Annotated in this window: 21 protein-coding genes; 13 read left to right on the forward strand and 8 right to left on the reverse strand. The window is 41.6% G+C overall.

The window, feature by feature from the left end:
* Window positions 1-21 precede the first annotated feature (21 nt).
* The gene (locus AB3Y88_RS11075; RefSeq protein WP_054757380.1) at window positions 22-384 is read left to right on the forward strand and encodes an iron-sulfur cluster biosynthesis family protein; all 363 of its coding nucleotides are present in this window, start codon (window positions 22-24) and stop codon (window positions 382-384) included.
* Between the two features lie 342 nt (window positions 385-726).
* Here the strand turns inward: AB3Y88_RS11075 and AB3Y88_RS11080 are convergent, their stop codons facing one another.
* Entirely contained in the window at window positions 727-2,157 is a 1,431-nt protein-coding gene (locus AB3Y88_RS11080; protein WP_228889666.1) for a C69 family dipeptidase, read from the reverse strand.
* A gap of 122 nt (window positions 2,158-2,279) precedes the next feature.
* On the opposite strand from AB3Y88_RS11080, the gene AB3Y88_RS11085 reads away from it, so the two are divergent.
* Both AB3Y88_RS11085 and lysA read left to right on the forward strand, forming a co-directional pair.
* A complete protein-coding gene (locus AB3Y88_RS11085; protein WP_056960991.1) occupies window positions 2,280-3,164 on the forward strand; it encodes a YitT family protein in 885 nt (294 codons plus the stop codon).
* A gap of 323 nt (window positions 3,165-3,487) precedes the next feature.
* Window positions 3,488-4,792: a diaminopimelate decarboxylase gene (gene lysA, locus AB3Y88_RS11090; protein WP_054757382.1), complete on the forward strand. Its 1,305-nt coding sequence runs from the start codon at window positions 3,488-3,490 to the stop codon at window positions 4,790-4,792.
* A gap of 531 nt (window positions 4,793-5,323) precedes the next feature.
* Here the strand turns inward: lysA and AB3Y88_RS11095 are convergent.
* Window positions 5,324-6,139, reverse strand: a complete 816-nt coding sequence (locus tag AB3Y88_RS11095; RefSeq protein ID WP_056960945.1) for a Cof-type HAD-IIB family hydrolase — start codon at window positions 6,137-6,139, stop codon at window positions 5,324-5,326.
* Between the two features lie 126 nt (window positions 6,140-6,265).
* Between AB3Y88_RS11095 and AB3Y88_RS11100 the strand changes: the two genes are divergently transcribed.
* From AB3Y88_RS11100 to AB3Y88_RS11115, 4 genes are read left to right on the forward strand one after another with little or no spacing between them, the layout of a single operon-like run.
* Window positions 6,266-7,027 (forward strand): alpha/beta fold hydrolase, encoded by a 762-nt coding sequence (locus AB3Y88_RS11100; protein ID WP_056960946.1) that lies wholly within the window; start codon window positions 6,266-6,268, stop codon window positions 7,025-7,027.
* 17 nt (window positions 7,028-7,044) lie between these two features.
* Window positions 7,045-7,368: a metal-sulfur cluster assembly factor gene (locus AB3Y88_RS11105; RefSeq protein ID WP_056960947.1), complete on the forward strand. Its 324-nt coding sequence runs from the start codon at window positions 7,045-7,047 to the stop codon at window positions 7,366-7,368.
* 18 nt (window positions 7,369-7,386) lie between these two features.
* Window positions 7,387-8,358, forward strand: coding sequence for an ABC transporter permease (locus AB3Y88_RS11110; protein WP_228889663.1), 972 nt, complete (start codon window positions 7,387-7,389; stop codon window positions 8,356-8,358).
* A gap of 12 nt (window positions 8,359-8,370) precedes the next feature.
* Window positions 8,371-9,771, forward strand: coding sequence for an RsmB/NOP family class I SAM-dependent RNA methyltransferase (locus tag AB3Y88_RS11115; protein ID WP_228889659.1), 1,401 nt, complete (start codon window positions 8,371-8,373; stop codon window positions 9,769-9,771).
* Window positions 9,772-10,075: 304 nt separating this feature from the next.
* Here the strand turns inward: AB3Y88_RS11115 and fni are convergent, their stop codons facing one another.
* From fni to mvk, 4 genes are read right to left on the reverse strand one after another with little or no spacing between them, the layout of a single operon-like run.
* Complete coding sequence (gene fni / locus AB3Y88_RS11120; RefSeq protein ID WP_228889657.1) at window positions 10,076-11,104, reverse strand: type 2 isopentenyl-diphosphate Delta-isomerase; 1,029 nt, start codon at window positions 11,102-11,104, stop codon at window positions 10,076-10,078.
* 25 nt (window positions 11,105-11,129) lie between these two features.
* Complete coding sequence (locus AB3Y88_RS11125; RefSeq protein WP_367293444.1) at window positions 11,130-12,203, reverse strand: phosphomevalonate kinase; 1,074 nt, start codon at window positions 12,201-12,203, stop codon at window positions 11,130-11,132.
* Window positions 12,204-12,234: 31 nt separating this feature from the next.
* Window positions 12,235-13,212, reverse strand: a complete 978-nt coding sequence (gene mvaD, locus AB3Y88_RS11130; protein ID WP_056960951.1) for a diphosphomevalonate decarboxylase — start codon at window positions 13,210-13,212, stop codon at window positions 12,235-12,237.
* Window positions 13,213-14,175: a mevalonate kinase gene (gene mvk / locus AB3Y88_RS11135; protein WP_228889694.1), complete on the reverse strand. Its 963-nt coding sequence runs from the start codon at window positions 14,173-14,175 to the stop codon at window positions 13,213-13,215.
* A gap of 255 nt (window positions 14,176-14,430) precedes the next feature.
* On the opposite strand from mvk, the gene AB3Y88_RS11140 reads away from it, so the two are divergent.
* The 6 genes from AB3Y88_RS11140 (at window position 14,431) to nth (ending at window position 21,802) form a co-directional block, all read left to right on the forward strand.
* Window positions 14,431-17,223 carry a helicase C-terminal domain-containing protein gene (locus tag AB3Y88_RS11140; RefSeq protein ID WP_261909453.1) on the forward strand — a complete coding sequence of 931 codons (2,793 nt, stop codon included), beginning with the start codon at window positions 14,431-14,433 and terminating at the stop codon, window positions 17,221-17,223.
* A gap of 89 nt (window positions 17,224-17,312) precedes the next feature.
* Window positions 17,313-17,819, forward strand: a complete 507-nt coding sequence (locus AB3Y88_RS11145; protein ID WP_228889649.1) for a DUF5590 domain-containing protein — start codon at window positions 17,313-17,315, stop codon at window positions 17,817-17,819.
* Between the two features lie 17 nt (window positions 17,820-17,836).
* Window positions 17,837-19,018 carry a pyridoxal phosphate-dependent aminotransferase gene (locus AB3Y88_RS11150; protein ID WP_228889646.1) on the forward strand — a complete coding sequence of 394 codons (1,182 nt, stop codon included), beginning with the start codon at window positions 17,837-17,839 and terminating at the stop codon, window positions 19,016-19,018.
* A 12-nt stretch (window positions 19,019-19,030) separates the two neighbouring features.
* Window positions 19,031-20,332 carry an asparagine--tRNA ligase gene (gene asnS, locus AB3Y88_RS11155; RefSeq protein ID WP_228889643.1) on the forward strand — a complete coding sequence of 434 codons (1,302 nt, stop codon included), beginning with the start codon at window positions 19,031-19,033 and terminating at the stop codon, window positions 20,330-20,332.
* Window positions 20,333-20,413: 81 nt separating this feature from the next.
* Window positions 20,414-21,142 carry a DnaD domain-containing protein gene (locus AB3Y88_RS11160; RefSeq protein WP_054756141.1) on the forward strand — a complete coding sequence of 243 codons (729 nt, stop codon included), beginning with the start codon at window positions 20,414-20,416 and terminating at the stop codon, window positions 21,140-21,142.
* Between the two features lie 3 nt (window positions 21,143-21,145).
* Window positions 21,146-21,802 carry an endonuclease III gene (gene nth, locus AB3Y88_RS11165; RefSeq protein ID WP_056960994.1) on the forward strand — a complete coding sequence of 219 codons (657 nt, stop codon included), beginning with the start codon at window positions 21,146-21,148 and terminating at the stop codon, window positions 21,800-21,802.
* A 240-nt stretch (window positions 21,803-22,042) separates the two neighbouring features.
* Here the strand turns inward: nth and yidC are convergent, their stop codons facing one another.
* Window positions 22,043-22,987 (reverse strand): membrane protein insertase YidC, encoded by a 945-nt coding sequence (gene yidC / locus AB3Y88_RS11170; RefSeq protein ID WP_054756143.1) that lies wholly within the window; start codon window positions 22,985-22,987, stop codon window positions 22,043-22,045.
* 112 nt (window positions 22,988-23,099) lie between these two features.
* On the reverse strand, window positions 23,100-23,372 hold the full coding sequence (locus AB3Y88_RS11175) for an acylphosphatase (protein ID WP_054756145.1): 273 nt from the start codon (window positions 23,370-23,372) through the stop codon (window positions 23,100-23,102).
* Window positions 23,373-23,428 lie beyond the last annotated feature (56 nt).

Raw genomic sequence — 23,428 nt, forward strand, 5'->3', positions numbered from 1 at the left:
ATTGAAAGGGGCGAATGCATAATGTATTTAAAAATAACTGCTGCTGCACAGGCTAAGCTCAAAGATAAAATTGGTAATGGAAATTACAAGATATTGCTGGATTTTGACGATGGAGTTGGGTCATTGTCTCGAGTAGGTGCCTGCACCTTGGCGTCTGTTTTTCGGATCCTGTTAGTTGATCCTGAAAGAGAAACGCATGACTATAACCAAAAAATTGATTCTGACTTAGGACCGATTATGATCAAGGGCTATAGTGATATGTATATGGATGACGAAATGAAGCTTGACGTGAACGAAAAAACACAGATGCTACGCTTGAGCGGGTCTAATTCTGGAGAATTAACTGCGGCTGTCAATGTTGAAAAGGTTGGCATAGAAGTTTAACAAAAACAGCAGTTTAACGAAAAACTTGAGACAGCATTATTGTAACACACCACTAAAAAATGGTATCTGTCAGCTAACAGATTAGCACTAAAATAGCAATAAGGTGAAACTGCGACCTAAGTCAGTCAAACTTGGCTTATGGCACACATTCATCTTCAATAAAGAGGGCGGTGACAAAAGTTAAATTTTGTCACCGCCCCTCTTTTATTCCGGATAAACGTGTTCCATAAGTCAAAATTCTCCGTTTAACTTTGAATTACTCATAGCAAAGTACTCGCTATGTTCGTAATTTCGAGTTAGCACTCAAATTTCCCGACTTATGTCACACTCTCTTTAGCTAATTTAGAGGTTTTCGTCAGTTGTGAAATTCAAAGGTGAAAGATCAGTGGCTGCAGTAATCAATTCTGCAATCAGCTGATTAACTTGGTTGCGTGCTAGTGCGGCGTTTTCATGACTTATTTTGGTTAGGTAAGCAAGCCGCCCAGCATCCGCATTCATTTGCAATGCATAGTGATCGCTTTCGCGGACACGGTGGTTGAGTTCAACCCGCAAATTTTTTTGTAATGTTACTAGTTTTTCTCCGAAAAGCGGGTAATGAGGGTCAACAAGCACTCCTAAAAGTTTATAACGCCAATAGGCTGAATCCCAACTGAAAGTCGCAGTCCCGCGTTGATAATCGGTAGGTGTTTCAGTTAGTGAAGCATAGAATGGCACAAAAACACTTTGCGCGGTTACCCCTAAAGCAAGCCAGTGTAGACCACTGATTTCAGGAGGCAACCAAGGACGGAGTTGCAAAATGTGTGATTCCTGTGTTTTTGCAAGGCTGATAGGGCGAAAATGATTTTTTTCCTGGTTGTTTTTACCAAGAGGATCATATGCAGTTCCTTGGAAGTGTGAGCCTAATAAGTCTTCAACGTCTTCTCGATGTAACAGCTTTGCAGGTTTTTGAATAAAAGGGAGCTTCTCACTTTGAGGTAGTTGTTTGATTTCAGGATTAAACATTTTTTGTCCATACCATACACGTGGAGTGTTATAGACTTCATCATTTGGCCCTTGGGTTCCAAAAATCTCACGAAAGTTGAAGGAGTGCGGGGTCGCGTTTAACTTATTTTCAATTACAAACTGTTCTAAATTGGTGGCAGTCATAAAATCCTCAGGTGCATTAAAGTCAATCTCCTGTAAAGAGAGCTGGTTTGCGACAACTGCATAACAGTCATCTGGAATGCGCTGTGCCGCCCAGTAATGCCCAGTAGCAATTTCCAGGTACCAGGCTTCCTGTTTGTCAGCAAAAAGGACTCCATTTGCTTCACTGGCTCCGTGTTCTTCAACAATTTTTCCGAGACGGCGAACACCTTGTCTTGCACTCTTTACGTAAGGCAAGACAACAGTAATCATGGCTTCTTCTCCAATTCCCTTTTCAACTAGCGGATCTGCCCCCAAAACACGTTCGTTTGCATATGCACTTTCGGTAGCGCTCATTGCAACACCGTACTCATTAATGCCAGCCTCCTCAAAGAAACCATATTTATCAGTCCATTCGGGAATAGCAGTATACTTACCGCGAACTCGAGGGAGCTTTAAACTGAAGCCATTGTCGGGCGAAACAAAGCTCTGTGGGGTGGAAAATTCTTTTCGCGGTCGCACGACAAAGTGTTTTGGCCAAGCTGCTCGATAGTCTTCATTGCGAGCAATCATAATTGAGCCATCGACAGTTGCATTTTTTCCAACTAGAATGCTGGTGCAGGCCGAAAGTTTCTGTTTATTATATACCAAGCGAGATACCTCTTTTCTTTTGCAGCTTATTTCGTTAAAATAATTCTAGCATAAAAAACAATCGGAAAACTAGATGGAGTTTTCTGGTTTAATTTACTTTGAAGTGGGGCAAAGAAGTGAACATTCAATATTCGAATGGTTTGAGAAGATTCATAATTGTAATTTTTGCAGGAGCGGCATTGGCGTTGGGGTTAAATTTTTTTCTGTTGCCAGGAAATATTTTTGGCGCAGGGTTGAATGGAATTGCACAATTAGTTTCCGCAATTTTGAAAAAAACAATTGGCATTAAGGTTGATACTGGCTACTTTATCTTTTTGCTGAATGTGCCGGTAGCGCTGTTAGGTTTCTTGAAAATTGGGAAGAGTTTTACCTTTTACAGTATTTTGACAGTTCTTTCAACAACGATCTTGACAATCCTGCTGCCAGTGCAGCGTTTAACCGCGGATCCGTTAATGAATGCTCTTTTTGGGGGAGTTATCACAGGTGTGGGAGTTGGCTATTCCTTAAAATATGGATTTTCAACTGGTGGAATGGATATTGTTGCCGTCTTTCTCAATAAAACTACTGGACGTTCAGTCGGTTTTTTAATGTTAGCTACGAATATGATCATTATTTTAACAGCGGGTTTTTATTTTAGCTGGCAAAGTGCACTCTACACCATAATTTCCAATTATGCACTGACTCGCGTAGTCGATAGTATTCACACATCCCATCAAAAGATAACTGCCTTTGTGGTAACTGCCAAGGCAGCTGCAATTTTGCCTGTTATTCAGCACACACTTGTACGGGGAGTGACAGTACTGCCTTCAAAGGGGGCTTATTCTGGGAAAGAAAGCCAAACTTTGATGACTGTCTTGACGCGTTATGAACTATACCGGTTTAAACAACTCGTAAGCCAAGAAGATCCAACTGCATTTATTAATTTCGTTAATACTGCAGATATTGCTGGTAATTTTGCTGACTCGACGCAGCAGGAACAAATTAAAGCTAAAGTAAGTGACCGATGATAGTTATTCAGTGGGATCGCAGTGGGAGTTTTTACCGAATTTAATTGCTTTCTAATATTATTTCTGCTTTAATATAGTTAATATCTTTTTATTTTTTAGGAAGATTTGAGGTGTCGTGTTTAGAGGCGTCACCTGGGTGCACTCCTACTATACCGGCAAAAGCATTGAAGACTGTAACTACAGGCATGACAACGTTAGCTGTTTTAGCTAAGTGTTTATTAGCATGGTGTTGGGGTGTTTAAATGTAACAAACACTAGTTTTTGCAATTTAGGCTGGGAGGAAAACCTGGCTTTTTTATTTTATTTTAGAGAGGATGTTTTAGTTGACAAAGTTATCGGAAGCAATTGAAATCAATGAAGCTGGTCATTTGGCTGTCGGAGGAGTTGATTCTCTTAAATTGGCTGCCAAATACGGTACACCGCTGATCGCATATGATGTTGCGCAAATAAAGGCCCAGATCAGACGCTTTAAACAAGCTTTCATTGCTGCAAAAGTTCCTTACCGAGTTACTTATGCCAGCAAAGCTTTCTCTGCACTTGCAATGTATCAGCTGATTTCAAAAGAAGGTCTTGGCTGCGATGTGGTCTCTGGCGGTGAATTATACGCGGCGTTAAAGGGAGGCATGCCTCCTGAAAAAATCGAATTTCACGGCAATAATAAGCTGCCGGCAGAACTTGAGATGGCGGTTGCTGCCAAAATCGGCTGCATTGTAGTTGATAATTTTCAAGAAATTGCTTTTTTAAAGCAGATTTTAGCAGAAAAAGACGCAACAGCCGCTGTTGTGCTAAGGGTTGCACCTGGAATTGAAGCCGAAACACACAAATATATTTCAACTGGCCAAGAAAACTCGAAGTTTGGTTTCGATGTTCGAAGTGGGCAAGCAGAGAAGGCTTTAAAGGCGATGCTGGCTGAGCCGCGCATGAATGTTAGAGGTGTACATTGTCATATTGGTTCACAGATCTTTGCTGCTAAGGGATTTTTGATGGCAGTCCAAAAGATGGTCAGCCTGCTAAAAGACTGGCATGAAAAATATGATTTTACTGCAGAGCTGCTCAATCTTGGCGGTGGATTTGGAACGCGGTATACCGACGCAGACGAACCGTTGCCTGCAAATGAGTTCGTCAGTCAGATTATTACCGCGGTTAAGGAGCAGATTACAGCTGCGAAACTTAAATTTCCAGAAATTTGGATAGAACCTGGACGTGCACTGGCTGGTGAAGCTGCAGTTACGCTCTATACTGTCGGTTCACGTAAGGATGTTGAGGGTGTGTGTCACTTCGTCTCTGTTGATGGTGGGATGGGAGATAATATCAGACCGGCACTTTATCAAGCTAAGTATGAAGCAGTTGTTGCCAATAAACCAAGAGCTTTAAAAGAACAAATTGTGACGGTTGTAGGTAAGTACTGCGAATCAGGTGATATTCTAGTACGTGATGCCCTGTTGCCAATTACACATCCCAGTGATATTTTGGCAGTCTTATCAACTGGCGCATATGGGTACACAATGGCCAGCAATTACAATCGAAATCCACGACCTGCCGTTGTTTTTTGTGAAGACGGGCAGGATCAGCTGGTAATCAGGCGTGAGACTTATGCGGATCTATTGAATTGTGATCTTGAAGTTTAAACTTTAAAAATTGCTGCCAAGTAAAGCAGTCAATTGGCGTTAATAAATATGTATATGATTTTCTAGGCGATATGGAGTTGGTCTTTGATTGACGACATGTCGCCTAGCTGCTTTTAAAGCTGTTTTTTGATTATAGGAAGAGCTATTGGTGAATATTTTGAATTTATGACGATCAAATTTAAGTACAAGTTTTGCAATCAAATGCGGGCTCAAATGAGGTCCAGTAGTATGTTAGTGTCAGAGAATTAAGAAATCTTGGTTTTAAGCTTCAATTTTACTAACTTGGGATTATTTAACTTAGGGAATGCCGTGCCCATAATCATGTTCTAAAAAAAAGAGGCTGGGTCAAAAATTAAATTTTGATCAAGCCCACTAATTATTTTGAATAAATATGTTTCATAAGCCGAATTTTTTGTTTGACTTCGGATTATGTAGTCCAAAACGTACCTAATATTATCGCTTGCTGCTTTATTTACAATTTAAAGTCAGATATTTTTAAGCTGGTTACAAAAGCAGACCTCGTATGAATTGCTATTCAGCAAGTTGCAAGTATTCCTCAAGATAATTTGCAAGACCATCCTGTGTATTATCAAGCGGGGTTACATCGTTTGCAATCTGCTTAAGCTGGTCGGTACCATTGCGCATTACAACTCCCCAACCAGCATAGTCAATCATTTCTGCATCATTGTGTTCATCACCGAAAGCAATAATGTTTTTGCGACTGATATTGAAATGCTGTGCTAAGTATCTGAGACCTTTTTCTTTAGTGACTCCTTTAGGCTCAAGTTCAAGAATAGGGTTTGGTCCACCCCAAACGCCAATTTCAAGGTCAGTGCCATAAAGTTGTTCTAGTTGTGCAATGATCTTTTCCTTGGCTGTCTGTTCTACCAGCATTGTTACGGAAGCCGGATCAGTTTTTAAATTTTTGGCATTCAAGACCTCGGTGCTGGCTAAGATGCTCGGGAAAAAGTTGTCGGCAGAACCAGGGTCGGCTGTATTTGCCAGCAACATATTTTTGGCCTCAGCAGCCATCATTTTAATGCCTAATTTTTCTTTGTGAGCAAGGAGATCGAGCGCGATTTCACGGGCAAAGGTATCCTGATATTCCCGGTTCCATGTTTGATGAGGGATATGACCTAATCCGCCATTAAAATTAATCATGGGTGTTTTAATTCCCAGTGAGTCGTAAATATCCCTTGAAATACGATAAGGCCGCCCTGTGACAATCGAAACAATGTGACCGTTGCGACTAGCTTTTTGCAGAATTTGCTTTGTACGTGCGCTGATCTGAGAATGTTCATTCAGTGTCGTTCCGTCCAGATCAAGTGCAATTAACTTTTGTTCCAAATTATTTCACCTCTATATTACACAGACTCGTAAAACTAAATTTAACATAAAAACAATGATTTTACTAGAGTTTAAGTTTAGTGTCGTTGTATAATTTAATTAAATTGGATGGAGGCGGTAGCGATAATGATTACGATTGTATCAAGGAAGATTAAGGGGATTCCGGTGCTGGAGTTAGTTCAAAATGAAAAAAGCGATTCAGCGCTTCCACTCGTTTTTTTCTACCATGGTTGGACCGGATGTAAGGAACGAGTACTGACTCAAGGATACGAGTTAGCTAGACGGGGCTTCCGTGTAGTTTTACCGGATGCTTTATATCATGGGCAAAGGCAAGTAAACGGACCTGCAGAAAGTCATCAACTGGAATTCTGGGAAATCATTGCAAACTCCGTAAGAGAATTTCCCAAATTGGTATCCGAGTATCAGCAGCAGTTTGGAATCAAAGAGGGACAGATTGGGGTAAGTGGTCTCTCAATGGGCGGAATCACGACATGTGCCCTTCTATGCGTGTATCCACAGATTAGTGCCGCAGTTTGTCTGATGGGTTCACCAAGGCCTGTAGATTTTGCACGCGATCTGTTACGCAGAATACCTGGGGCTCAAGATGCTGATCCTGATTATGTGGAACAACAATTAGAGCAGCTTAAAATCATTGATCTTTCAGCCAATCCACAGAAGATTGCCGGGCGTCCGGTTCATTTTTGGCACGGAACTGCTGACGAAATGGTTCCGTATCTTCCTACTAAGGAATTTTATGATAGAATTAGTGATCATTCTTATGCACAGAAGGTTACATTTACGACAACTCGTGGGGCAAAACATAAAGTTTCTTACCCAACGACAGTAGAAATGGCAGACAAATTCGCTGAGTATTTTGCTGCCCTGTAAGAAAGAGGGGACATCTGATGGATGAAAAAAGAGATCTAAAGACAGTTAAAGAGGAAATTATTGAAAAACTAGAAGATGTAATTGATCCAGAGCTAGGGGTAGACATCGTCAATCTAGGTTTAATCTATCAGATTGACTTAGATCAAGATGGAGCTTGTGTGATTCAGATGACCTTGACTACAATGGGCTGTCCGCTCACCGATCTTTTGGCAGACATGGTCGATAATGCATTGCAACCAGTGCCAGAGATTGAGAGTATCGACGTTAAATTTGTGTGGGAGCCAGCTTGGACGATTGCGCGGATGAGCCGTTATGCCAAAATGGCTTTAGGCATCCATTAAGGGCAAGGTGAAATTGGTTTGTTAAAAAGAAGAATGTGGCTGCTTTTTTATTCAGCAGTCTTTGTTTTTTGCAGTGTTTTTTTATTTGTAAAGCTGCAACAGCGCACATTAATGATTCAATTGAATAATCATAACTTAACCCCTGATGCTTATCGGGTTGTGTTAAAAACAAAGATGACGATGCAAGAATTTACAGATCGGCTGAACAGCGATGAAAGTCTCTCAAATGTACAGGTTCATTTTCAGGATAAAAAAAATAAACGGGTAACTTATTTTTATGGCATCAAAAATTTTCCAGTACCACCAATGCTGACGGGCAATTTCTTTGACGACGATGATTTTAATTCAGCTGTGGCAGTTGCAGTTGTGGGGAAAAATTACAAAAAGAAGCTCTACCTTCCCAAAGACCAAAGTTATCTTAAATTTCAAGGGAATTATCTGCCTGTAGTCGGTGTGATGGGGGACAGTTATCACACTGAATTAGATAATCAGCTCTTCATTTCTCCAAGTATTGAAATGCGTTCAAAGATGGTGGCGAATAACTATCGGATTGTGATTGATGGCAAGACTCCACTTTCTAAGAAAAAGTTAACTAGTGTACTTGGAGCTGCCCAAGTTTCACATGCAAATCGGCAGCATCTTTTGATTGAGCAGGATTCGTGGATTGTTTCTCATTGGAAGGAATTAATCGGATTGATTTTTGTAGGCATAGGTCTACTGGCTATCCCATTTCTCTGGGCACTCTTAGGCAATCGAAGGTATCGAGAACTACTTTTGGCAAATGATGATCAGCGGCGCTTGGTTTATATTGAATGGGAGTTCTTTGCACTCTTTAGTGGGTTAGGCGTTCTTTTTGGCGGACTTGCGGGAATGCTACTTTTTGAGTTGGATAGTTACGTTGGATTATTGAGTTATGATATTGCATTTTATTTGGTTAATAACTTGATATTCATTAGATTGATTAGTAAAAAAATAAAGGATTTGAAATAGGAGTTTTGAGAATTGCAATTACCTGCAGAGTTTGTCACAAAATATCAGGAGATCCTGGGTCAGGAGGCACCAGCGTTTTTTGCGAGTTTGAGCCAGCAGCCGCTTAAAGGCTTTCGCTTAAATCCACTCAAAGAAGACGAAAAAAAAGTAGCATATTCATTAGCAGAGCCGGTCCCATATGTGGCAACTGGGTTTTACGGGGCTGTTAGTGGCCATTCATTAGAGCATCAAACCGGCTATGTCTATAGTCAAGAACCCAGCGCGATGTATGTGGGTGAAGTGGCAGATGTTTCTCCTGGAGAAGTCGTTTTAGATCTTTGTGCTGCACCGGGTGGTAAATCGACACAAATTGCTGCTAAATTAAATGGCGCGGGTTTGCTTGTTTCAAATGAAATTAATCATAAACGAGCAACGATCTTAGCTGAAAATTTAGAGCGTATCGGGGCGGCGAATGTTTTAATTCTTAATGAAGACCCAGCAACCTTGGCCCATACTTTTCCGGGTTATTTTGATAAGATTCTAGTCGATGCTCCTTGTTCTGGTGAAGGAATGTTCCGCAAGGACCCAACCGCAATTAAGTATTGGCACAAAGACTATCCAGCGCAATGTGCTGCACGTCAAAAAGAGATTTTACGAGAAGCTTTAAAGATGCTCAAACCGGGAGGACAGCTTATTTATTCGACCTGTACGTTTGCACCAGAAGAAGATGAGCAAATTGTTGCGTGGTTACTGACGGAATATCCTGAATTGAGCTGTTTGCCAATCAAAAAATGGAAGGGAATGGATGCTGGAAGACCTGAGCTAGCCGACGGAAACCGCAGTTTAGAGAATACAATCAGATTATTTCCCCATCATTTCCAAGGTGAAGGTCACTTTATTGCAAAACTCAAAGATCAAAGACCGGCACCAACAATCCAGAAACAAAGTGGCAAAAAAAATAAGAAACGACGTGGCAAGGGAAAACAACCGGAATTATTTCGGCGCTTGAATGCAGAAGAACAGGAACTATGGACAACTTTTGCGGGGCAGATGTTTAAAGAAGAGGTCTTTTTGATTCAAGGACTGCGTTGCTTGGGCAACAAACTATATTGGTACCCGGAAGAGTGGCCGGATATTTCGACTTTGAAATTTATACGGCCGGGGCTGCAATTAGGGACATTTAAGAAAAAACGGTTTGAACCTGCTTATTCGTTAGTTTTGCATCTTCCGCCGAGTATTTGTTTAAGGAAAATTGCGATTTCTGTAGAAGAATGGAAAAAATTTGTTGCTGGAAATACACTAACTCTTTTGCAGGATAAGCAGGAGAATGGTTGGTACTTATTGACCTGTGAAGGCAAGAGCTTTAGTTTTGGAAAACTTGTCAATGGAACCCTCAAAAATTTCTTTCCGAAAGGATTGCGTTTCAAGCCTTAAATAGCTTAGCAAGTGTGCTTTTTGAAACAGACATTAATACGGATATTATAAAAACTAGAGAGTGTGACATAAGTCGGGAAAATTTGAGTGCTAACTCGAAATTACGAACATAGCGAGTACTTTGCTATGAGTAATTCGAAGTTAGACGGAAAATTTTGACTTATGGAACACGTTTATCCGGAATAAGAGAGGGGCTGTGACAAAATTTAACTTTTGTCACAGCCCCTAGTTTTGCTTGTTATTAATCAGAAAAAGGTTTAACTTTCCAGCAAAGCTTAATGCGCAAGCTGCGAGTTAAAACGGGTTATTTAAGTTGTTCTTTAAAACTAAGCAAGTCAGGTGCAAGCACGTATGGAACTTGCCTTAATTCTTTGATGTTATGACAGCCCAGTACAGTCATAATAGCGCGAATTTGCTGTTTTAAGGTATTGATTAAGGTAACAAGGCCAGCAATATCCTCCTTTAGGACTGTGTGCAAAAAGAGACCTGCAATACCCACGTTATCTGCTCCTAAGACAAGACACTTCACGATGTCAAGGGAAGTCCGAATTCCCCCAGAAGCAGTGAATGAAAAATCAGCTTGAAAAGGTTGACTTGCCACTAAAGTTTCCGCGGTCGTCAGTCCAAAATCATTAAGTACCGAAAAATCCATTTCACGGAGTCTTTGATTTTCAATCTGTGCAAAGTTTGTGCCACCACGACCTGAAAGATCAACATAATGGACACCCAGTGTTTTTAGTTTCTTCAAAGTTTGCGGTGAAATTCCGAAGCCAACTTCCTTAACAATTACTGGGACAGCTAACTGCTGGACGACCTCACGAATATTTCGACTCCAAAAAAATTCAGTGTCACCTTCAGGCATAATTATTTCCTGAACCGCATTGAGATGCAACTCAAGCAAATCCGCATTCAGCATCTTTACAGCCTGTTTTGCATCATGCAATCCGTGTCCTGCGCCTAAATTGCCTATTACAATTCCTTGAGGAAGCTCCTGCCGCACTGTTTGAAAGCTGGCTGCGGCCGCTGGAGAATTGAGTGCAATACTCTGAGAGCCAGTTGCCATTGCCAGACCTGTTTGAGCAGCTGCGGCTGCCAGTTTTTGATTTATACGCGCAGTTTGTTTACTTCCACCAGACATTGCGTTAATAAAGAAGGGTGTTTCAACTTTGAGACCGGCTAACTGCGTTGAAAGGTCAATTTCTGCAGCAGAAATTTCAGGCAGGTTATTCGGCAGCAGACGAACTTGCTCTAAACCGTTTGCGGCAACTTGACAGTATTGCTTTTCCGCAATAAAGACGTGCTCATCTTTGCGGTGTGCATGTTGTTCATCCATATCATTTGGCTCCCTTCAACGTAGGTTAGTCATTAACTTGATGGACATGCAGGTTAAGCGGAACAATTCCAGCTTTTTCCCAAGCTAACTTTAACTTGGTGGTGTCCAATTGTTTATTGATTACAACAATTCCGCAATCTCCACCGCCAGCACCCGAGATTTTGGCGGCTCCTTGTGCAGCTTCTGCTGATTCGCAAAGGCGGTGTAGCAAGGGAGTTTCGATTTCAACTGCACTTAGTTTGCCTAATTGCTTAAGCAACTGGCGGTTGAATCTAATTTCATTTTGAATTAAAGCAATGCTCTTCGAACGGAAACCAGTTATCATGCGGCTGATACATTGCTTACTATCAGTTAAAAACTGTTGATAAGCAGCTCTTTGTTCGGCTTTTTTTAAACCAACGGCATCGACTAAGTGTGAGGTTGACGCCGGTGAGCCAGTCCAGCCAATGAGCAGTTGCAGATTAGCTGGCGGATCTAACAGTTCAATTTGCAAAGCTGGCCACGCAAGGGTGATCAATTTGCGTAAGGAATAGATTTTACGTGCAACTTTGAGCCACTCGCGGTCAAATGAGCGATAGGCAATCCAGCCACCATAGACACTGGCTGCAATATCGCCTAAGGAGCCGTTTCCTTGAATATCCAGATGTGCAATTGCAGCTAATTTAAAAAGTTGATCCTTAGTCATTGCAAGATCATAAAAGCGACAAAGTGCCTTGACCGTTGCAACTGTGACTGCAGCAGAACTCCCGAGTCCATACTTTTTTCCATCGGGACTGTCAAGGTCACTGTCAATCCCTAGGTGATAACATTTCATTTCTTTTCCCAAAGATTGTGCATATATTTCGGTCAGTCGAATTGCTGACAGAATGTAATGAAAAGGATTGTCACGATTGTCGAACACCATGTTGTTTCCTTCACGCTTCCAATAAAGCGAATTTTCCTGATATTGTCTGGAATTGATGGAGCCAAAGTCGCTGCTTTCTTCGACGGTTACAGTGACAAACTGATTTAATGCCACTAAGATTGCCGGGAAACCTGTTTCGACAACTGCATATTCGCCTGCAATATAGAGTTTCCCCGGAGCTTTAACGGTAATCAAAAAATCATGTCCCTTCAACGAATAAATTAATTTATGGTTTGTCAATAAGTTTGACGCCTGGACCTGGACCTGCAACTACTAATCTTTCTTGCGAAAAAGAGGGTGCTAGAGCAGCTAAAATTGTTTGAATATCTTTATTTTGACAGATAATTTTAACATTTGGTCCCGCATCTAAAGTATAATAACAAAAAATGCCGTTGGAACGCAAATCAGCAACAATTTTCATCACTTGCAGACTAGCAGGTTCAAAATAACTAAAATGCGGATGGGCGCTGGCATTAAGTGCGTGCATCTTCATTGCATTTTCTTCTGCAATGGTTCCGACTTGCCTGAAGTCCCTTTTTTTAATGGCTTTTTTCATGGCTGCAAGGTCTTGTGCAGCGGTTTTACGCCACGCTGAGTAGTAAGGAGAGGTCGCGACAACTCGCTGCATTCCTACACTGCTGGAAATCTTTTTTTGTTTTGCACTGATTACTACCGCAATCATGCTGAGATCCCAAGCAACGTTTTCCTCAAACGGAACGGCATATGAAGTTGCATCATCACTTCCTTGCTGCCACTCAACAAAGCCGCCGTAGATTGAACGTGTAGCTGACCCAGAGCCGCGACGTGCAAGCCGAGAAAGTGAGCGTGAGTCAAGGACTAAACCTGCAGCACGACTTGCAGCCAATGCAAGTGCTGCAAAAGCCGAAGCTGAGGAAGCTAGCCCTGCGGCGGAAGGAACATGATTTTCAGAGTTAATCATGGCAAAACGAGTTTCACCCGTTTTTTCACGCAGTACTTTCATAAAGTGGGTTACCTTTAAGCTTGAAGATTCTTTATTATTCAGCCTAAAAATATCTTGTTTTAAAGTCGAATCAAAAAAAACGCTCGTATCTGTATAAAATTTATCGAGTGTTAAAGAAAGACTGCTATTCATTGGAATGATAAGGTCTTGGTCTAGTTTACCCCAATACTTAATCAAAGCAATGTTTGTGTGTGCACGTGCTGTATATTTTGGGGATTGCATTTAGTTGACCTCCTCCTTGGCACGCAGCGCTAGTGGCTGCACCCAAGTTTGTGGCACACCTAATTTTTTGAGCTGGGCACCTGCTTTTTTGGCGGTTATTTGATCAGGCATTAAGCAGATAAAGCAGCCACCACGCCCCCCACCAGTTAGTTTGCTGCCCAAAGAACCCAATGTACGGCTTGCATGGATTAAATGATCAAGCTTTTGGGTACTAACACCCAATGATCTAAGTTGCTCCTGAGCTTTGTCGAAAGTTTTCCCTAGACCGCAAATTTCGTTTTTAGCAAGCTGTTCTTTAGCAGCCAAAGTTAATTCTGATAATTTGTCAAGGACTTGGTTGGTTTCATGTGGTGCATTTTTTAGGCGTGCACGAACGCTGGCCACAGCTTCACTGGTACGTCCCTTAATACCGCTGTCGCAGATTAAAAGACAACCGTCCATTTTAATTGGAATCGGTGTGAGTTCACGGTCTTTAACCATCCAAATCGGGTTGGTGCTCGCAGCGGTTGCGGCATCCAGACCACTTGGAGTTCCGTGCATATCAATTTCCGAAACATTAGCTAGCTGTAAGAGTTCAGTGTGTGAGAGCTTCCAGCCAAAATAATTATAAAGGGCACGGATCAGTGCAACCGCAGTTGCAGCCGAGGAACCCATGCCACGTTCAGCTGGGAGATCACTCTTGATTGTTAATTCAAACTGAGCATCGAGTGCATGGTGTTCATTTAAAATTAATGAAATCAAATGCTGCAGACCGTACATCGTATGAGGCATTTGGCGAATGGCCCCTTCGAAGTAGCGACTGCGGATCATTTGGATTGGGGAAGGCACACTGCTAATTCTTACGCGAGTGGTGACTTCCGAAAGCGGAAGTGCGATCGCAGGTTTCCCATAAACGACAGAGTGTTCTCCAATTAAAATGATCTTAGCATGACTTCTTCCGCGTGCAGAATGCATACTGAACATACTCAAAATAATGCTTCCTTTCCAATTCTTTATTCGACGCCAATTTTATCATACTACAAAAGAAACAATAACTTGTATTGATTGTCTTCTTCTTTCCTGAATGTTAAGCAAATAGAATTATACATATTTATGTCAGGATTGACAATAAAGAGTAGTGCACACATCCAAGTGTTCCACACTGACTGTCACATGTACGAAAAAAAGTGTTTTTGTGATAGAATTGCGATTAGAGAATGCGAGAAAGTCGGTGGAACAATGAGCCCAGCACCAATGTATGCAGTTGTTGATATTGAAACTACGGGAACAGCGATGGACGGAAGTAACCGCATTATTCAATTCAGTTGCGTTTTAGTTAAAGATAAAAAGATCGCAAATGTTTTTAGTACAATGGTTAATCCAGTTATGAAAATTCCTGAAGAAGTTCAACAACTAACGGGAATTACAGCACGCGATGTGCGTAAAGCGCCCCTGTTTGATGATCTGGCGGCGACTATTTATGAATTGCTGCAAGGCACAGTCTTTGTGGCACACAATATTAATTTTGATTATCGTTTTTTAAACAGAGAGTTAGAACGGTGCGGATATCCGGCATTAGAAATAGCAGGGGTGGATACCGTCCAGCTTAGCCAAATCTTATTGCCGACACTTCCAAGCTATCGGCTGGCTTATTTGGGAAGATATTTGAATATTGTTCATGCACATCCGCATCATGCAGATAGTGATGCCATGGTAACAGCTCAATTGCTACTTTTTTTATTGAAGCAAATCGAAAATTTACCGGTTCATTTGCTAGCCCAGATTTGTAGATACAAAAATGCGTTGTTGTTTCAAACGGGTGAATGTTTTGCCAATGCATTGAAGCGCAAGCAGCGGTTAGGAGAACCGGTCCCAGATTATTTGCAAAATGCTGCGGGGATTTTACTGCGTCGGAACGAACGGAGCATGCAGAAACGACAAACGAGCGTTTTTCCTGTGAGTGATAAAGATAAGAAAAAATTATTTTTGCATTTTCTTGATTGGCGTAAAGCGCAATCTGAAATGATGAATCAAGTTTACGGTTTTTTAAAAGATGATCTTTTGCAGCGTGTAATCGTAGAGGCTCCTACTGGTTTAGGAAAGACGCTTGGCTACATGATTCCTGCAGCATATGCCGCACAAAAGCGGGGCAGTGTGGTCATCTCAACGGCGACGACTGCCTTACAAACTCAACTGGTCGAGCAAGTCATTCCATTGATGAAACAGATTTTGCCTTTTGAATTTGAAGCTGCAGTCTTAAAGGGCAGCCGGAACTATCTTGATCTGGAAAAATTTGCGCGCTCATTGAAACAAGTTCAAAGTGCTCAAACACGTTTGCTGCAGCTGCGACTATTAGTGTGGCTAACAATCACCAAAACTGGTGATCTCACTGAATTGCACCTGACGAAGTATCAGAATCCACTTTTTGATGAAATTCGTCATCATGGACCAGTTTCGCTTGATAGTAATAGTCCATTTTTTGAATTCGATTTTGTTCAGCGGCAGCAATTATTAGTGAAAAGTGCAGATTTAATTATTACCAACCATGCTTACTTGGTGCGGCACGCAACTGAACTGGGAGAATTGCAAAAAAGAGACTTGATTGTTGATGAGGCACAGCATTTAGGCAGTATTGCACTTAAAGCCAACCGTGACGTCATTGATTTTGATGAGCTTAAAATTATTTGTGATAATTTACTGGTCAAAATGGAGTCACATGTTTCATTTTCTTTGCAAGAGGTCCAGACACAGCAATTTTTAACAACGGCTGAAAAACAAGAATTGCTGCGGACAGTCCGGTTGGTGGATCAAAGAATTCCACAGCTGCGTGCCAAGCTGTTTGAACGTTTTGTCAACGCAGCGCCTTTTACGACGGTTTTCTATGAGGAAACGCTTAGGCTAAGTAAATTTCTCGGATTTGTTAAAGAAAATTTGGGAGACATCAAACAAATTAGTAAAACACGTGCACGGTTAACTCAGATTTTTAGCAAACTTGAACAGCGGTTTGCAGAGTATCGAAATGAAGGACGGCTGGACAAGGCTGCTGAAATCTTTTTGTTTGAATTAACGGAACAAGGCCAAAGTCTCTTGGAAGCGTTGAAGTCTTGGGAACGGCTTTCTCTTACGGAGCTAGAAAAACTTTCTGATGAGATGCTGGTTAGTATCTCGCTGCCCTTAAACCAAGCTGGTGCGCATCTGCGCTTACAATTTAGTATTTTTAGAACGAAAAACTTTTTGGAACCAGTTGTTTATGCAAATTTCCGACATGTCCTTTTTGTAGGTGCAAGTTTAAGGCTCCCGGGATCTCCACGCTATATGCTAGACCAGTTGGATCTCGATTATGATACACAACTGATTCACCTTGACGGTGTGTTTGATTATGGAAAACAAGCGCTGGCGTTGCTTGTGGCCGATGCTCCTGATATTTCACGTAACGTTGATGAATATACAAAATATATCGGAAAAACATTGACGAAGATTCTTGCACATAGTGCTAAAAGAATAATGGTCCTCTTTAATTCATTAGCCATGATTCAAAAAGTCTATGAGCAGTTAAAGAAAAATGGTGTGAATGATAAGCGGGTGCTGCTGGCTCAAGGAATCACTGGCAGTAATGAAAAAATCATTAAAAGCTTTAAACTTGAACCAAATGCGGTGCTGCTAGGTTCTGGCGCTTTTTGGGAGGGAATCGATCTGCCTAAAGATAAGCTTGAACTTTTGGTAATTACACGACTGCCCTTTCAACCACCCGATACGCTGCTCAATCGTGCTAAATACAGTGCCATTGAACACGAAGGGCGAAACTCATTTACTGAACTTGCCTTACCAGAAACGATGATGCGTTTGAAGCAAGGGTTTGGACGCTTAATCAGAACTCCAACCGATCGAGGGGTGTTGATTGTTCTTGACAGCCGTGTTGTTTCACGAACATATGGTCCAAAGTTACGTTCCGTTTTTCCAGCAGAATTACCAGTCAAGATGATTACAACTGCTGAAATTGAAGAGTATTTAAGTAATTTTTGGAAAAAATAAAAAAACGGCGGGTTCAAAATGATTTTATTTATTGGTATAATTAACTGGATGTCTGAATTGAATTTTAACCAGTAAAAGAGATGGAAAGCATGCAAAGAATGAGACAAGTGAAACGGAAAAACACGAGAACAAGAAAATTGATCAGTATTGCAATTTTAGTAGTGCTCGTTTGCGGGGGCCTAATTGTTTATTGGCAAGCAGGTGCACCTAAAAGAGCCGCACAGGCGAATGCTGTGAGCTTTGCACGCAAGTATGCTGGGTTAAAGAATGAAACGAACTTTTATCTTTTTAACCGCAAGGCGACATACTTCACTGTTGCAGGCACTAATACCAAGGGTCAGCAAGTGTATGTCATTATTGCTAAAAAAGGTGGACGCACGGTTGTTCTTAATCAAAGTGCCGGAATCAGTGAACAACGAGCAAGTTCTTTGGTGAAAAGCCAAGAAAAATCCAGTCGGGTTTTGAAGACTAACCTCGGAATATGGCAGAAAAAGCCAGTTTGGGAAGTCACGTATTTGAATCGAAGTGGTAAACTGTGTTATACACTGTTTGCATTTAAAAATGGGAAGACAGTTAAAGAAATTCAAAATCTTTAGAGTATGAGGGTGAATAGATGAAGATCTCAAACAGAGTTAAGCAAATTCAACCGTCTGCAACGCTTGCACTTTCAGCGAAGGCAAAGGAAATGTCCGCTGCAGGGATTGACGTGATCAATCTTGGAATTGGTGAGCCGGACTTTAATACGCCACAACAGATCAAACAGGCGGCAATTGCAGCCATTGAAGCTGGAAAATCGGATTTTTATACTCCAGCAACGGGTATTCCCGCATTAAAACAGGCCATTTGTGATCGCATTGCTGCTGATTATCAGGTGACTTATCAACCTAGTGAAGTTGCAGTGACAGTCGGCGGCAAATTCTCGCTGTATGTACTTGCACAGACTTTGCTTGATGAAGGCGATGAGGTACTGATTCCTTTGCCTTACTGGGTTAGTTATGGAGAACAGGTTAAACTTGCAGGCGGAGTACCGGTCTTCGTGCAGCCTGAAGATGGGCGAAAAGTTGGAGTTGCAGCTTTGGAAAAAGCACGCACTGCACGGACTCGGATTTTGATTATTAATTCACCGCAAAATCCATCTGGGTTAATCTACACTAAAGACGAGCTGCAAGCAATTGGTGAGTGGGCAGTGGCGCATGAGGTGATCTTAATCACTGATGATATGTACGGCAAGCTTGTGTACAATGGAAATCATTTTACGTCGTTGATTGAACTTGGACAAAGTATCAGGGAACAGACGATCCTTGTCAGTGGTCTTTCAAAGGCTTATGCCATGACTGGGTGGCGAATTGGGTACACAGTCGCACCCAAAGAAGTTATCAAAAAGATGGGGACCGTGATTGGACATGCAACGAGTAATCTTGCAGCTGTAAGTCAATATGCAGCTTTGGCGGCATTAACAGGTGATCAAAGTGTCGTTGAGCAAATGCGGCTTGCATTTGAAAAACGCTTGAATACTGTTTATCCCTTATTAACAGCAATTCCGGGGATTAAATTGACAGATAAGCCTGAAGGAGCCTTTTATCTCTTCCCTGATGTTGCCGAGGCTGTTAAAATGACCGGATTTGCTACAACTGAGGATTTTGTGAATGCTTTGTTAGAAGAAGCACACGTAGCTGTCGTTGTCGGAAGTGCATTTGGGATGCCTACGCATGTCAGACTGAGTTATGCAACTGATTTGGCAGATTTAAAGGAAGCAATGCACAGAATAAAGAAGTTTATTGAAAAACACATGTAGGGGGAGACTTGGTTGGAAACAATTAGTATTATAGATGCAAGCAAACACGTTGATGAAAAAGTCAGAATCGGAGTATGGCTGACAAATAAGCGCTCTAGCGGGAAAATTGCTTTCTTGCAGTTGCGCGATGGGACTGCTTTTTTCCAAGGAGTGGTTGTAAAAAGTAACGTGAGTGCAGCAGTCTTTGCCCTCGCAAAGGAAGTTCGTCAAGAAGAAAGTCTTTACGTGACAGGAACAATTCATCAAGACAAACGCTCGCATTTCGGCTATGAAATTGAGATCTCTGAAATTGAAGAAGTCGGAGCTAGTGAGGATTATCCAATTACACCCAAGGAACATGGGGTTGATTTCTTGATGGATCACAGGCATCTGTGGTTGCGTTCCAAACGACAATTCGCAGTTATGCAGATTAGAAATGAAATTATTCGTGCAACCTACGAATTCTTTAATAAAGAAGGTTTCATTAAAATTGATGCCCCGATCTTAACAGGTTCGGCACCAGAAGGAACCACTGAATTATTTCACACAAAATATTTTGATAAAGATGCCTACTTGTCACAATCGGGTCAGCTCTATGAAGAAGCTGGTGCAATGGCTTATGGGAAAGTTTTTTCTTTTGGACCGACTTTCCGCGCCGAAAAGTCAAAAACACGCAGACATTTGATTGAATTTTGGATGATTGAACCTGAAATGGCGTTCATGCACCAAGAACAAAGTTTGGAAGTTCAAGAGCGTTACATTGCATTTTTGGTTCAGAGTGTGCTGGATAATTGTCAGTACGAGTTGAAGTTGCTTGAGCGCGATCCTGAAGTTTTGCGGCGGTATACGGAGCTTCCATATCCCCGAATTTCCTATGATGAGGCAATCCAGCTATTAACTGATTCAGGCGAATTTCCGGATGTCAAGTGGGGGGATGACTTTGGTTCACCAGAAGAGACGTTCCTGGCTGAGCATTTTAGCAAACCAGTTTTTGTGGTAAACTATCCTAAGGCAATCAAGCCGTTCTACATGAAGCCACATCCAACGCGTACAGATGTTGTGATCTGTGCAGATCTGCTTGCACCTGAAGGCTATGGGGAGATCATTGGGGGTTCGGAAAGAGCAACCGATGTCCGCTATCTGACTGAGCAGATCAAAAAAGCAGGACTTGATGAAAAAGATTACGAATGGTATTTGGACTTGCGCCGGTATGGGAGTGTGCCGCATTCAGGCTTTGGACTTGGTTTAGAACGTGCAGTCACATGGATTACAGGTGAAGAGCATATTCGCGAAGCAATTCCGTTTCCAAGGTTGCTTAACCGAATTTATCCGTAAGGCAGACGATTTCAAAGTGGCGGGGTATTTTATAATATCTTGGCTACTTTTTATTTTTCTAAATAGAGTGGGGGTGATGCGATGGATAAGACACTTAAAAAATATTTAGTAGCCGGTCAGACAACAGTTTCTAATCTCATTTTGCACAATTACTCTGCATTGGGATTGAATGAAGAAGAGCTGGTCTTGTTATTAGAACTATTGAGTGAACAACAAAGAGGGAATGCTTTCCCAGCTGGTGAGAAAATAGCACGTGCGATGGGTAAGAAACCTCAGGCGATTTATCAGTTGCTGCATAGTTTAATTGCAAAAAAAGTTATGCAGATTGTTAGTATTCCAGCGGCAGACGGCAAGACTCAAGATGTCTATCGGTTTGAGCTGTTGTATGAAAAGATTGGCAACTTGGAACAAAAAGAAGAACAAAAATTGGAACAAGCGGACCAAGCAGTGGCACAGGCTAAAGTTTATAGTAGTATTGAAGTTGAATTTGGGCGGCCGCTGTCGCCAATTGAGATTGAGACGGTTGATTCATGGCTTCATCAAGATCATTATCGCCCTGAAGTGATTTTATTAGCTCTACGCGAGGCAGTGCTCAATCAAGCATATAGTTTGAAATACATTGATAGAATATTGCTTAGTTGGGAAAGACAAAATATTAAGACTGCCCAGGACGTTGAAAGAGCCAAACAAAAAATGAGAACCAATGGCAAAAATTCGACGTCTGAAGAACAAACAACTACGCCCAACGATAAACCACTGATTCCGCTTTATCGCTGGTCCGATCAAAGCGATGACAAGCAGGGTGAATAAGTGATGCTTTCAAAAGAAAAAACACGAAAAGCAATTGAAATTATGGGGCAGGTTTTCCCAAATGCACGAACTTCGCTACAGGCAGACACGAGCTTTCATTTTTTGCTGGCAGTTATTTTGAGTGCACAGACGACTGATATTGCTGTCAATAAATTGACACCGGCATTTTTTGCACGCTACCCAACACCTGAAACGCTTGCCAATGCTTTGCCTACGGACGTGATGAACTTAATCAAAACAATTGGATTATATCGTAATAAGACAAAGTACATGATTACTTGTGCCCAAGGACTCGTTACACGTTTTGACGGTGTTGTGCCACATTCGCGTTCAGAACTAATGACGTTACCCGGCGTAGGGCGCAAAACGGCAGATGTTGTCCTAGCAGAGTGGTTCCATATTCCAGCTTTTGCAGTTGATACGCATGTTAATCGGATTGCTAAGCGTCTTAGTATCGTTCCGCAAAAAGCCGATGTTTTGACAGTTGAGAAAGTTTTGATGGCTAAGCTGCCGTCGCAACTTTGGATTGCAGCACATCAGCGGATGATTTTTTGGGGAAGATACCAGTGTACGGCACGTAGTCCCAAATGCACGACTTGTCCTCTTTTGGAATTGTGTGCTGAAGGCCAAAAGAGACTATTACAAAGCCCCGAAAGTTAAAAAGTACGGACTTTAACGCGTTATGTTGGAAAATTATTGTGTGTCCGGCACAACTGACTTGACTAGGTTCAAGCGGTCATTTTTAGATTTCAGATGCATGCCAGCAGTTTGATATCTTTTGTTATTTTTAGCGTAACTAAAAAATCAGTTCAACCGGCTGAATTAATCATCGGGTTGAACTGATTTTTATTATGATTTTGTGCGGCAACCGGTTTAAAAAATTGTGATCGTCGTTATTTTTTACTTAGGTCTTCTTTGCTGTTTGCCAGCGTTTCGTTGTCGGTTTTGGTTTTGATTACCATTGTTGGACTGTTGGTTTGTTTTTTTGCTGCTATTTGTTACAGCATCAATCTTTTTTTCAACCTTAGCAATGGTTTCTTTGATTTTAGGAGGATTTTTTTCCAACTCTTGCCGAATTTCTTCACGAATCTTAGGACGCATTAGATTGACTAAAACGGTCTGAAGACAGGCAAAAATTCCACCAACGAAGAAGTAGAGTCCTAATCCTGCTGGGGAAATGAACGTCATCCCAGTCAGCATGATCGGACTGATGAGCATCATTGACTGCATCTGCTTTTTTTGTTCTGGCGGGATTCCCAGTGTTGCAAGGTATCCTTGAAGCGCGTAAATGATGAACGTTAAAGCAGTGAAGACAATACTTGTTTTACCTAAGTTAATGCCTAAAAATGCTGTCCGTGAAAGTTCAGGAGAGTATTGGATTGCGGCGTACAGGGCTGCAAAAATCGGCATTTGAATTAGCAAAGGTAAGCATCCAATTCCACCAGTCATCGAAATTCCATTTTCACGGTAAACTTGCATCATCTCTTGACTGATAGCTGCTTTTTCTGCTTGAGTCTGTGCATTTTTTTGCCGTTCTTGGATGTCTGCAAGCTGCGGTTTAACGGAAGCCATCTTTTCCTGTTGCACAGTAGCATTGCGTGACTGTTTCAACATTAGAGGCATCAAAGCCATCCGGACGATAAACGTAATTGTAATAATGGCCCAGCCGTAACTTCCACCAAATAAATTAGATAACCATTCGATCACATGTTGCGTTGGGACTGCTAAATTCTCATAAATCAGCCCATAAGGTTTACCGCTTTTAGTTCGCTGCACACAACCGCTTAAAAGCAGTGCGAGTGTGAAAAAGAGCGGTAAAATGGTAAGGCGCTTTGTTTTTTTCATTGCTCAGTTCCTTTCAAATAAACTACGCCTACTACTATACTTTATCTAGCAGTCATTTTCAATTGAGCAGAACAAACAAAAAGCTAGGCTGCTGGTAACCAGCAAGTCTAACTCAATAAGTAACTGCAAATCCGCTATAGTCGCGGACGGTTTGTTTTGTTATTTCGACCTGTGTGACGTGTGCTGCTGGGCTGGGTGCTTTTTTTATCCGTGCAATAAAATCTTTAAGTTCTGGTTCTGGTCCCTGAGCAAAAATAGATACAGAACCATCAGCTTCATTGCGAACAAATCCTAAAATCCCAAGTTGATCAGCAATAATCTTAGTGGAGTAACGGAAGCCAACAGCTTGGACACGGCCAAATACTTTGAGGGAAACTGCCTGCATTTTGAGGACATCCTTTACTTAGTAATTTTACCAGATTAAATTTAAAAACCAAGAAT

The organism is Liquorilactobacillus satsumensis, from assembly GCF_964065465.1.
GTDB lineage: Bacteria > Bacillota > Bacilli > Lactobacillales > Lactobacillaceae > Liquorilactobacillus > Liquorilactobacillus satsumensis.